At 54.2% G+C, this 12,408-nt stretch carries 10 protein-coding genes; all 10 read left to right on the top strand.

Annotated features, from left to right (window positions below; genetic code table 11):
• Positions 1 to 35: 35 nt before the first annotated feature.
• The 10 genes from HUF18_RS17120 to HUF18_RS17075 all read left to right on the top strand — a co-directional run bounded on the left by HUF18_RS17120 (position 36) and on the right by HUF18_RS17075 (position 12,391).
• Entirely contained in the window at positions 36 to 2,549 is a 2,514-nt protein-coding gene (locus tag HUF18_RS17120) for an LPS-assembly protein LptD (RefSeq protein WP_225693061.1), read from the top strand.
• Entirely contained in the window at positions 2,539 to 3,819 is a 1,281-nt protein-coding gene (locus tag HUF18_RS17115) for a peptidylprolyl isomerase (RefSeq protein WP_225693060.1), read from the top strand. The genes HUF18_RS17120 and HUF18_RS17115 overlap by 11 nt, the downstream gene beginning before the upstream one ends.
• Positions 3,816 to 4,790, top strand: coding sequence for a 4-hydroxythreonine-4-phosphate dehydrogenase PdxA (pdxA, locus tag HUF18_RS17110; RefSeq protein WP_225693059.1), 975 nt, complete (start codon positions 3,816 to 3,818; stop codon positions 4,788 to 4,790). The genes HUF18_RS17115 and pdxA overlap by 4 nt, the downstream gene beginning before the upstream one ends.
• 1 nt (position 4,791) lies before the next feature.
• On the top strand, positions 4,792 to 5,709 hold the full coding sequence (gene rsmA / locus HUF18_RS17105) for a 16S rRNA (adenine(1518)-N(6)/adenine(1519)-N(6))-dimethyltransferase RsmA (RefSeq protein WP_225693058.1): 918 nt from the start codon (positions 4,792 to 4,794) through the stop codon (positions 5,707 to 5,709).
• Positions 5,706 to 6,083 carry a Co2+/Mg2+ efflux protein ApaG gene (gene apaG / locus HUF18_RS17100; RefSeq protein WP_145466414.1) on the top strand — a complete coding sequence of 126 codons (378 nt, stop codon included), beginning with the start codon at positions 5,706 to 5,708 and terminating at the stop codon, positions 6,081 to 6,083. Before rsmA ends, apaG begins: the two co-directional genes overlap by 4 nt.
• Before the next feature lie 35 nt (positions 6,084 to 6,118).
• Positions 6,119 to 6,934, top strand: coding sequence for a symmetrical bis(5'-nucleosyl)-tetraphosphatase (locus HUF18_RS17095; RefSeq protein WP_225693057.1), 816 nt, complete (start codon positions 6,119 to 6,121; stop codon positions 6,932 to 6,934).
• A 39-nt stretch (positions 6,935 to 6,973) separates the two neighbouring features.
• Positions 6,974 to 7,297, top strand: a complete 324-nt coding sequence (glpE, locus tag HUF18_RS17090; RefSeq protein ID WP_225693056.1) for a thiosulfate sulfurtransferase GlpE — start codon at positions 6,974 to 6,976, stop codon at positions 7,295 to 7,297.
• A gap of 337 nt (positions 7,298 to 7,634) precedes the next feature.
• Positions 7,635 to 9,557 (top strand): PrkA family serine protein kinase, encoded by a 1,923-nt coding sequence (locus HUF18_RS17085; protein ID WP_225693055.1) that lies wholly within the window; start codon positions 7,635 to 7,637, stop codon positions 9,555 to 9,557.
• 42 nt (positions 9,558 to 9,599) lie between these two features.
• The gene (locus HUF18_RS17080; RefSeq protein WP_225693054.1) at positions 9,600 to 10,880 is read left to right on the top strand and encodes a YeaH/YhbH family protein; all 1,281 of its coding nucleotides are present in this window, start codon (positions 9,600 to 9,602) and stop codon (positions 10,878 to 10,880) included.
• Positions 10,877 to 12,391: a SpoVR family protein gene (locus tag HUF18_RS17075; protein WP_145466419.1), complete on the top strand. Its 1,515-nt coding sequence runs from the start codon at positions 10,877 to 10,879 to the stop codon at positions 12,389 to 12,391. Before HUF18_RS17080 ends, HUF18_RS17075 begins: the two co-directional genes overlap by 4 nt.
• Positions 12,392 to 12,408 lie beyond the last annotated feature (17 nt).

The raw sequence follows: 12,408 nt of genomic DNA, 5'->3' as shown, positions 1-12,408 counted from the left end.
AACATACTCAATATGGATAGGCGCTACAGCCGCTCATGACTCAGATTTGTCCTTACATTCAGCGCCTGGTTCCCTTTTTCCTGCGCCCCGCCGTCCGCTTCAGCAAAGCTCTGCTGCCTGCTCCGCTGCTGGCAGGATCTGTACTCAGTGCTCTGGCCATTATGCCCGTACAGGCAGAAGAACAGGCCAGCGCCGCGCCGGTCATTAACACCAGCACGCATCCACTGAGCTGGTACGACCGCGCCGAACTGACAGCAGAAGAGCAACAGGCTCTGCCGGAATTCTGCAGTGGTAATTACCGTATTCCCGCGATTACGCCACTGGACTCAGAGCGGATCGAAGCGGAAGCCGACAGCTCCACCCTGAATAAAAACGGCGACACCGAGATGAGCGGTGATGTGCTGCTGCAACAGCAGGACCGTCTGCTGCGTGCCGACCGTGCCAGCTGGTACCAAAGCCGGGGTTACGGCGAGTTTCATGGCAATGTGTCACTACAGGCACCTCAGATTGTGCTGCAGGGTGAATCGGCCAGCATCAGCCAGAGTGATGGTGAAGTGCATTTTTACGAAGCCGAATATTCCGTACCGGAGCGTCATTTCCGTGGCTCCGCCGGCCATATCGAAACCCTAGAAGCCGGCCAGATTAATTTAACCGACGCCACCTTCACTTTCTGTGAGCCCGGCCAGAACGACTGGGATCTGGCCGCCAGTGAACTGCACCTCGACCAGAATAGAGGCATCGGCAGCGCCTGGCATACCCGTGTACGCGTGGCCGAAGTACCGGTGCTGTATATTCCTTATTACCGCTTCCCGATCGGCGACCAGCGCATGACCGGTTTTCTCGATCCGAAATTCACCCTGAATGAATATGCTCAGGCGGAAGATATTCAGTTGCCGTTTTACTGGAGCATTGCCGCCAATGCCGACGCCACCATCGTGCCGCATCATATCCTCGACCGCGGCATGCTGTGGGAAAGCCAGTTCAGACACAAAACCCGCTGGTTTGGTGACGGCGAACTGAACTACGGCTACCTCAATAAAGACGCTACCGAAGGCGAAGAACGCTGGCTGGTGAATTATCAGCAATCCGGTGAACTGGGCGCTGGCTGGCAGCACCGCTGGGTATACAACAACATCAGCGACAAAGATTACCTCAGCGATATGCGTCCGACTGCAGCCATCGACCGCACCACCCACCTGCCACGCCGCGGAGAAATTCTCTGGGATCAGAACAGCTGGCATTTTGATATTACCGCCGAGAGTTTCCAGACCATCGACGAAACCATCGCCCTCGGTAACCGTCCCTACCGCCGTCTGCCACAGCTGAACCTGAGTTATCAGCCACTGGTGATCAATGCCCTGCAGATTCAGCAACGCCTGCAGGCCACCCGTTTTACCCGCGAAGACGAAGCCATTATTAACGACAGCGAACAAACCCTCAGCGGCTTTGCCGCCCTCAACGGTGACCGCCTGCTGTCCGACACCAGCATTGCCTACCCGCTGGAATGGCCATTTGGTTTTCTCCGTACCAAGGCCGAGTTCCGCCAGCGCAGCTATAAACTGACCAACGCCGACGACACGCTCACCGACCCCGAGCTGGACGTCAGCCAGGGAACCGGCCGCTACAGTGTCGATGCCGGTCTGTTTTTTGAGCGCGAATTCGACTGGTTTGGCAGCGACTATCAGCAGACACTGGAGCCACGCCTGTTCTGGGTGAAAAGCCCGTATCTGGCCGGGCAGGATCAGATTCCTAATTTCGACAGCACCAAAACCACCGTCACCTATGCCAGCCTGTTTAACGGCGACCGTTTTACCGGTGGCGACCGTCTGGCCGACCTTGATCAGGTCAGCGCCGGTCTGACCACGCGCTTTATCCGCGATGACGGTCTGGAACAATTCCGCGCCAGCGTCGGTCGTATCTGGTACAACCAGGACCGTCTGGTGCAGCTGAACGGCAGCACCGTGCCTGACGCGGATACTCAGGCCACATCCAGTACGCTGGGCGAAGTGGAATGGAACCCGGATGAAAAGTGGTCGCTGTACCACACGCTGGAATGGGACACCTACGAAGACTTTGCCCGTCAGCGTCGTTATGGTGTGCGCTTTGAAGGGTTGAATAACCGCTTCCTGAACGTTGCCACCAACACGGTGCAAAGTTACAACAACACAACCGACAAAGTGCTGACCAGCACCAAGCAGCTGGATGCGGGCTTCTTCTGGTCGCTGACCGACCGCTGGGCACTGGTTGGACGCCAGCTGCGCGATTTGCGCTCTTATGACAGCAACAGCACCGAGAAAAAGCCGGTCAGCCCGGTACTCGAATCCCTGGCCGGTATCGAGTACCAGAACTGCTGCTGGCGGGTACAGATGCTGTACCGCGAAACATCGCCCAAAGATACCGATGCTGATGCCGAATTCAGCACCGACAAACGCTACGGCTTTATGCTCAGCATTCAGCTCAAAGGTCTCGGCAGCTTCGGCAGTGGCACCGACGAAATTATCAGTGAAGGCATAACCGGATACTCAAGACGACAATACCATGACTATTAAAACCCTCCTGCTCAGCAGTATTTTTGCCCTGGCAAGTCAGCACGCGCTGGCTGCTCCGGTACCCATTGATGAAGTGGTCGCCGTTGTCGATGACGACATCCTGATGGCCAGTGAACTGACTGAACGCATTGACAGCGTAAAACGCCAGAATGCCGGTGGCGCTCTGCCGCCGGCCGATGTGCTGCGTGCTCAGGTGCTGGAGCGCATGATTCTGGAAAGCATTCAGCTGCAGATGGCTGACCGCGGCGGTATCCGTATCAGCGATGCTCAGCTGAACGAAGCGCTGGGGCGTATTGCTGCACAGAACAATATGACGCTGCCACAATTCCAAAAAGCGATGGAAAAAGAAGGCGTGTCCTTTGCCAGCGCCCGCCAGCAGATTCTGAATGAAATGCGCATATCCCGCGTACAACGCTTTCAGGTCGGTGAGCGTATTCAGATCACCGATCAGGATGTCGATTACTTCCTCGCCTCCGATCTGGGCAAAATGGCTTCCGCCGCGGAATACAATCTGGGCCACATCCTGATTGCCGTGCCTTCTGAAGCCTCACCGGCCGATCTGCAGGCCGCCGCTAAAAAAGCCGAAATGCTGGTGAAGAAACTGCGTAATGGCGCCGATTTCCGCCAGATGGCCATTGCCGAATCCAGTGGCCGCACCGCCCTCGATGGCGGCGATCTGGGCTGGCGTAAAGAAGCCCAGCTGCCGGGCATCTTTGCCCCGGTGGCACCTAAGCTGCAGGTGGGTGGCATTTCCGAGCCGATCAAAAGCGCCAGCGGTTATCACATCATCAAGCTTAAAGATAAACGCGGTGGCAACACCCAGCTGATTACCCAGACCAAAACCCGCCATATTCTGATCCGCACCAACGAGGTACGCGACCAGCAGCAGGCAGAAGAGCTGATTAATCAGCTGTACCAGCGCCTGCAGGCCGGTGAAGACTTTGCCGCTCTGGCACAGGAATTCAGCGATGACCCGGGCAGCGGCGCCAGTGGCGGTGATCTGGGCTGGGTGAATCCGGGCGACATGGTGCCGGAATTCGATGCCACCATGCAGCAGACCGGTGCCGGAAAAATCAGCGCGCCATTCGAGAGCCAGTTCGGCTGGCACATTCTGCAGGTTGAAAACCGTCGCCAGACCGATGTCGGCGCCGAGAACCAGCGCAATCAGGTGCGCCAGATGCTGTATGGCCGCCGCTTTGAAGAAGAGCTGCCGATCTGGCTGCGTAAGATCCGCTCCGAAGCCTATGTTGATATCAAGGAGCGTCCATGACGCTGCGCCTGGCCATTACCGCCGGAGAGCCTGCAGGCATTGGTCCGGATCTGTGTATTCAGATTGCACAACAGCCGCATAGCTGCGAACGCGTCGTGATTGCCGACCCGGATCTGTTAATGCAGCGCGCAGAGCAGCTTGGCCTGCCACTGCGCCTGCGTGAGTTTGACCCGGCTGCTGAAGCCATTGCCAGCACCGCCGGCGAGCTGACCGTCTGTCCGGTCAGTCTGCGTGCTCCGGTACGTGCCGGACAGCTCGACAAAGCCAACAGCGCCTATGTGCTGGAAACCCTACGCGTCGCCGTACAGGGCGCACTGGATAAACACTGGGCCGGTATGGTGACCGCCCCGGTGCACAAAGGCATTATCAATGACGCCGGCATCGCCTTCAGTGGTCATACCGAGTACTTCCGCGACTACTGTGGCGTTGAAGAAGTGGTGATGATGCTGGCCACCAGCGATCTGCGCGTGGCCCTGGTAACCACTCACTTACCACTGCGCGCCGTCGCCGATGCCATTACCCCGGATCGCATCAAACGCGTCACCCGTATTCTGCATCACGATCTGCAAACCTTCTTTGGTGTCGCCAAACCGCGCATTCTGGTTGCCGGTCTGAATCCGCATGCCGGAGAAGATGGCCATCTTGGCCGTGAAGAGCTGGATATTATTATTCCGACCCTTGAGCAGCTGCGCGATGAAGGCATGGATCTGATTGGCCCACTGCCCGCCGATACCCTCTATACTCCCAAGCATCTGCAACAGGCGGACGCAACCCTGGCCATGTATCACGATCAGGGCCTGCCGGTGCTCAAGTTTCACGGCTTCGGCCGCGCCGCCAATATAACCCTGGGACTTCCCGTAATCCGGACTTCGGTCGATCATGGTACGGCGCTCGATCTTGCCGCTACCGGACAGGCTGACAGCGGCAGCCTGCTGACCGCCATCGAAGTCGCACTGCAAATGGCAAACTGACATGACAAGACACAACTCCAAAGCTCCGGGCAATGCCCATAAGGCTCAGGGTCACGTACCTAAAAATCAGGGTCACGTTCCGAAAGCCCAGGGCCATAAAGCCCGTAAGCGCTTTGGTCAGAACTTCCTGCACGACCATCATGTGATTGATAAGATCGTGCGCGCCATCAACCCAAAGCACAGCGATGCGCTGGTCGAAATCGGCCCCGGCATGGGCGCCCTGACCGAACCACTATTAGACGCCTGCGGTAAGCTCGACGTGGTTGAACTCGACCGCGACCTGATCCCGATTCTGCGCACCAAATTTTTTAACTTTCCGGAATTCCGCATCCACGAAGGCGACGCGCTGAAGTTCGATTTCCGCCAATTGCTGCAACCGGGTCAGCAGCTGCGGATTGTCGGTAACCTGCCGTACAACATTTCCACACCGCTGATTTTCCACTTCCTTTCCCATCACACCATCGTGCAGGACATGCACTTTATGCTGCAGAAAGAAGTGGTTGATCGCCTGGCGTCCGGCCCCGGTACTTCCGACTATGGCCGCCTGGGCATCATGGCGCAGTACTACTGCAAGGTGGAGCCGCTGTTTATCGTTGGCCCGGGCTCGTTTAATCCGCCGCCCAAGGTCGATTCCGCCATCGTGCGCATGAGCCCGTACGATGTGCTGCCGTTTCCGGCAAAAGACACCAAAACACTGGAACGCGTGGTGCGCGAAGCCTTCAGCATGCGCCGTAAAACCCTGCGCAATACCCTGAAAAACCTGATCAGCGCCGAACAGCTGGAAGCCATTGGTATTGATACCACGCTGCGCCCGGAGCGTCTGACGCTGGAAGAATACGTGCGCATCGCCGATGCCGTTTACGAACTGCTGCAGGCTGCGCCTGATGCAAACGCGGACGACAGCGGAGAGCAGGCATGAGCCTCGACGACAGCATTGTGGTCAGCGTGCAGTGTGAATACCTCGAGCAGCAGTCGGTGCCGGACGAGAAGCGCTTTGTCTTCGCCTACCATATCGATATTCATAACCGCGGTGAGCAGGCCGCGACACTGCGCTCACGCCACTGGTTTATTGCCGATGGCAACAACGATGTGCAGGAAGTCAAAGGCGAAGGCGTGGTCGGCGAACAGCCGACCATCGAGCCGCATGAAAGCTATCGCTATTCCTCCGGCGCCGTACTCGCCACCCGGGTTGGCAGCATGCGCGGTTACTATGTGATGGAAGCCGATGACGGCACTCTGTTTCACGCCACCATTCCGGTGTTTACCCTGGCGACACCCAACGCCCTGAACTGATATTCGCCCACAACGCCTCGACGAGAAATTACTAAATGGCAATATACGCAATTGGTGATATTCAAGGTTGTTACGAACCCCTGCAGCGTCTGCTGGCACTGGTGCAGTTTGATCCGCACAAAGATCAGCTGTGGCTGGCCGGCGACCTGGTTAACCGGGGTCCGCAATCTCTCGAAGTCCTGCGTTTTGCCAAAAGCCTGGGCCACCGCGTGCGCTGCGTGCTGGGTAATCATGATCTGCATCTGCTGGCCATGCATTACGGCGGCCACAGCAGTCGCAGCAGCGATACCCTGACACCGGTGCTCAATGCCCCGGACCGCGATGAGTTGCTCGACTGGCTGCGCTTTCAGCCGCTCGTTGTACTGGATGAAGCGCGTAACTGGTGCATGAGCCACGCCGGTATTCCGCCCGCCTGGAGTGTACGCAAGGCACGCAAACGGGCACAGGAAGTCGAAGCCGTGCTGCAGAGCGAAGATTGCGCTGAATTCTTCCGCCAGATGTATGGCAACCTGCCCGACCAGTGGCAAAAAGGCCTGCAGGGCATGGAGCGCCTGCGCCTGATCGTCAATTATCTGACCCGGATGCGCTTTATCAGCCCGGCCGGCCAGCTCGACCTGCTCAGTAAAGAAGGTCTGGATCAGGCGCCGCCAGGTTACCTGCCCTGGTTTGAAGCGGAAAACCGCGCCGCAGCAACCACCCGCCTGCTGTTTGGTCACTGGGCGGCGCTGGAAGGCAAAGCGAATGGCACCAATGTTTATGCTCTGGATACCGGTTGTGTCTGGGGCGGAGAATTATCAGCCCTGCGTCTCGACGACCAGCAATGGTTCCGGGTGCCGGCTCAGACCGTATAACACCGCCCCATACAACAGCGGGGCCAAGCGAGGTAATACATGAGTGCGTTTAAACATATTACAGCCGGTGATGCCAAAGCCCTGTTTGAGCAGGGCAATGCTGCCATTGCCGATATCCGAGATGCCATGAGCTATTCCGCCGGTCATATCCGCGCGGCAAAGCGGGTCGATAACCAGAATCTGACAGAATTTATGGCGGCCACAGCCAAAGATCAGCCGCTGGTCGTCTGCTGCTACCATGGCAACTCCAGTCAGGGTGCTGCACAGTTCTTCGGCGAGCAGGGCTACACCCATGTCTACAGCCTCGATGGCGGCTACGAAATGTGGAAGCTGGCATTCCCGGAATGGTGCGAGCACAGCTGATAACACCGGCCACAGCAAACGCTGTGGTCTCCCCCTCTTCTTTCCCCCTCCCTTGAATCTGAGCCATACCCGGCGTTACTGAAGCGTCCCTTCTATTCCGTTCAGTAATAAGCGGCACGCTCAATGCATAATTAAATTCAGGTTGATCAGGGCGACAAAAAACAGTCACCCCGGATCTGAAATCCAGCCTTAAAAAAGCGTGTAATAAAATTATTTAGTGGCACGACTCAACCAAACTGAACCATACTGGTCTGAGAGAAACAGGCATTAATTAACGGAATTTTATGTAACCGAAAAAAATTACAAGACCGAACAGTTGCTACCGGAGAGGTGAACTATGAGCGTATTCAGCCGATACAAAGACAGGTACTCCGCCACGCAGGAAGAAGTCATGAGCCTGCAGGAATACCTCGAATTGTGCAAACAGGACAAAAGCGTATACGCCACAGCCGCTGAACGCATGCTGATGGCCATCGGCGAACCGGAATTAATCGACACCGCCAAAGACCTGCGCTTAAGCCGCATATTTTCCAACAAAGTACTCAAACGCTATCCGGCCTTCTCCGAGTTCTACGGCATGGAAGAAGCAGTGGAAAATATCGTCTCTTATTTCCGCCACGCCGCTCAGGGTTTGGAAGAACGCAAACAGATTCTCTACCTGCTTGGCCCCGTAGGCGGCGGTAAATCTTCTCTGGCCGAACGCCTCAAGCATCTGATCGAACATATTCCGTTTTATGCCATTAAAGGCTCTCCGGTTTTTGAATCACCTCTGGGGTTATTCGACCCGGAAGAAGACGCTCAGATTCTGCAGGAAGATTACGGAATTCCGCGCCATTATCTCGGTCATGTGATGTCGCCCTGGGCGGTCAAACGTCTGCATGAAATGGGCGGCGACATCAGTAAATTTGAAGTTGTTAAACTCTATCCATCCATTCTGGATCAGATTGCCGTTGCCAAGACCGAACCCGGCGATGAAAACAACCAGGATATTTCTGCTCTGGTGGGTAAAGTTGATATCCGCAAGCTGGAAGATTACTCCCAGGATGACCCGGACGCTTACGCCTATTCCGGAGCGCTGAACCGCGCCAACCAAGGCCTGATGGAATTTGTTGAGATGTTCAAAGCACCGATTAAAGTGCTGCATCCGCTGCTGACCGCCACTCAGGAAGGTAACTACAACGGCACCGAAGGCATGGGCGCCATTCCTTATCAGGGAATTATTCTCGCTCACTCCAATGAGTCGGAATGGCAGACCTTTAAAAACAACAAAAACAATGAGGCTTTTCTTGACCGGGTTTATATCGTCAAAGTGCCTTACTGCGTGCGTGTTAATGAAGAAGTCAAAATCTACGAAAAACTGCTTTCCGGCAGCTCATTAGCCAACGCCCATTGCGCCCCCGATACGCTGAAAATGCTGGCTCAGTTCACCGTACTTTCACGTTTAAAAGTACCGGAAAATTCCAGTATTTATTCAAAAATGCGGGTCTATAACGGTGAAAATCTGAAAGACACCGATCCGAAAGCAAAATCGCTTCAGGAATACCGTGACGCCGCTGGCGTTGATGAAGGCATGAGTGGGATTTCCACCCGCTTTGCTTTCAAAATTCTGTCCAAAGTCTTTAACTTTGATTCAACCGAAGTGGCAGCTAACCCGGTTCACCTGCTCTACGTTCTGGAGCAGGCCATAGAGCAGGAGCAATTCCCGGAAGAAGTGCATAACCGCTACCTGAATTTTATTAAAGAATATCTGGCGACCGAATACGTTGGCTTTATCGGTAAAGAGATTCAGACAGCATACCTCGAATCCTATGCTGAATATGGTCAGAATATTTTTGACCGCTACGTAACCTATGCCGACTTCTGGATTCAAGATCAGGAATACCGCGATCCGGAAACCGGTGAAATGCTTGACCGCGCTTCGATTAACGAAGAACTCGAAAAAATCGAAAAAGCGGCCGGCATCAGTAATCCTAAAGATTTCCGTAACGAGATCGTCAACTTCGTACTGCGGGCACGTGCCAATAACAATGGCAATAACCCGTCCTGGCAGTCGTACGAAAAAATGCGCTCCGTTATCGAGAAAAAAATGTTCTCCAACACCGAGGATCTGTTACCTGTTATTTCCTTCTCGGCAAAATCGTCATCCGACGACCAGAAGAAACACGACGACTTTGTCGCCCGTATGACCGAGAGAGGATACACAGAGAAACAAGTACGGCTGCTGTCTGAGTGGTATCTGCGCGTGCGTAAATCGCAGTAGGCAACGACAACAGCAATCCTGTCGGCTGATAAGGAGTGAACCATGTCTTATATTATTGACCGTCGTCTGAACGGTAAAAACAAAAGCATGGTCAACCGGGAGCGGTTTTTACGCCGCTACCGGCAACACATAAAAGAGGCCGTGTCGGAATCCATCAATCGCCGTTCCATTACCGATATGGAGCGCGGCGAGCAGATCAGCATTCCGACACGTAATACCCATGAGCCCAGCATCAGCCATGGCTCCGGGGGGAAGCAGCACAGAGTATTTCCTGGCAATAAAGAATTTCATGCCGGAGATCAGCTGGACAAACCCCAGCAGGGAGGGGGCGGCAGCGGCTCAGGCAAGGCCAGTAATCAGGGTGAGGGGGAAGATGAGTTTTCCTTTTATATCACCCGCGACGAGTTTCTGAATTATCTGTTTGATGATCTGGCTCTGCCCAACATGATCAAAAAAACGCTGAGCCAGTCCAAAGAGTTCAAAACCCGGCGTGCCGGTTTTGTCTCCGAAGGTACGCCCAATAACCTGTCGGTTGTCCGCTCACTGCGTAACGCCCATGCCCGGCGCATTGGCATGAGCGTAGGCAAACGCAAGAAATTAAAAGAACTGCAGGCGGAACTTGCTGAGCACCTGGCGAAAAACGCTGGGGATACTGCCGAAGTTCTGGCTCTGCAAGAACAGATTGCCGACTTGGAACGGCGCCTGAAAACCATCCCCTTCCTCGACGATCTCGATCTGCGCTATCGCAGTCAGGTCAAAGTTCCGACTCCCAGCAGCAAGGCCGTTATGTTCTGCATTATGGACGTATCAGGTTCTATGACTCAGGATATTAAAGATATCGCCAAGCGCTTTTATATTCTGCTGTACCTGTTCCTGCAGAAAAACTATGAGCATATTGAACTGGTGTTTATCCGCCACCACACCAGTGCCAGGGAAGTCAGCGAAGAGGATTTTTTCTATTCGCGCGAAACCGGTGGCACCATTGTGTCCAGCGCTCTGAAACTGATGCAGCAAATTGTCGAAGAACGCTACCAGAACACCGACTGGAATATTTATGCCGCCCAGGCTTCAGACGGCGATAACTGGGACGATGACTCTCCGCTGTGCGCCAAAATTCTCGGGGACTCCCTGCTGTCGATGGTGCAGTACTTCGCCTATATCGAAATTACGCCTAATCAGCATCAGGCACTCTGGGAGGCCTACACCGGCCTGAGCCGTCAGTTTGCTTCGCGCTTTGCCATGGCTCAGATCCGTAATCCCGGTGATATTTATCCGGTGTTCCGCGAGCTGTTTGCCAAGGATCGTTACCAGGAGGCTGTATGAGCGAAAAGGCCAGAGAATACCTGTCGACCGACTCCGACTGGACGTTCGAACTGCTTGAAGTTTACGACCGCGAAATCGCCCGCATCGCCAAACTGTATAAGCTGGATACCTATCCGAATCAGATAGAAATCATCAGCGCCGAACAGATGATGGATGCTTACTCATCGGTTGGCATGCCCATCGGCTACAACCACTGGTCTTATGGCAAACAGTTCCTGGCTACACAAAAGGGTTATAAGCGCGGCCAGATGGGGCTGGCTTATGAAATCGTTATTAATTCCGATCCCTGCATTGCTTACCTGATGGAAGAAAACACTATGCCGATGCAGGCGCTGGTCATCGCCCATGCCTGCTACGGTCATAACTCCTTTTTTAAAGGTAATTATTTATTCCGAACCTGGACAGACGCCAGCTCAATTATCGACTACCTTCTTTTTGCAAAAAATTATGTACGTCATTGCGAAGAGCGCTATGGCCAGGAAGAAGTTGAACAGGTGCTGGATGCCTGCCACGCGTTGCAGAATTACGGCGTCGACCGTTATCGCCGGCCAAAACCTATTTCTGCGGCAGAAGAAAAAACACGGCAGAAGGAGCGGGAGAATATCCTGCAGCAGCAGGTGAATGATCTCTGGCGGACACTGCCAGCTTCACTGAAAGCAGAGAAGAATAATAAGAAACGGAAATTCCCCAGCGAGCCGCAGGAGAACATTCTGTATTTTCTGGAAAAAAATGCGCCGCTGCTCGCGCCCTGGCAGCGCGAAATTATCCGTATTGTACGTAAAATATCTCAGTACTTTTATCCACAGCGTCAGACCCAGGTAATGAACGAAGGCTGGGCAACCTTCTGGCACTACACCCTGCTCAATCATCTTTATGATGAGGGCAAGGTTACCGATGGCTTTATGATGGAGTTTCTCACCTCACATACCAACGTTGTTCTGCAGCCGGGCTTCGACTCACCTTACTTCAGTGGCATAAACCCTTACGCGCTTGGCTTCAATATGTTTCAGGATATTAAGCGTATTTGCGAAAATCCGACGGATGAAGACCGAGAGTGGTTCCCTGATATCGCCGGCTCCGACTGGCTGGAGACCCTGCACTTCGCCATGAACAACTTCAAGGATGAGAGTTTTATCCAGCAGTTTTTGTCACCGAAAATGATGCGTGACTTTCATCTGTTCAGCATTTATGACGATGACGAGAAAAATAAATACCTGATTGAAGCCATCCATGATGAGCGTGGCTACCGTACTCTGCGGGAAATGCTGGCCCGCCAGTATGACCTGTCGGTGCGTGAGCCGAATATTCAGATCTGGTCGGTTGATCTTGAAGGCGATCGCTCACTTACCCTGCGTCATACCATGCAAAATGGTACGCCGCTGTCGACCGACACTCACGAAGTGCTTAAACACCTGCATTTTCTCTGGGGTTTTGATATTCATCTGGAAACCTACAAGGATGAACGTATGGTAAAACGCCAGAGCTGCCCATCCGTAGCTATCGAAGAATAAACCAGAGATTACCGTCC

It is taken from the genome of Thalassolituus sp. ST750PaO-4 (genome assembly GCF_020320405.1).
GTDB classification, from domain to species: Bacteria; Pseudomonadota; Gammaproteobacteria; order Pseudomonadales; family Oceanobacteraceae; genus Venatoribacter; species Venatoribacter alkanivorans.
This window is presented reverse-complemented; position numbering and strand designations above follow the sequence as displayed.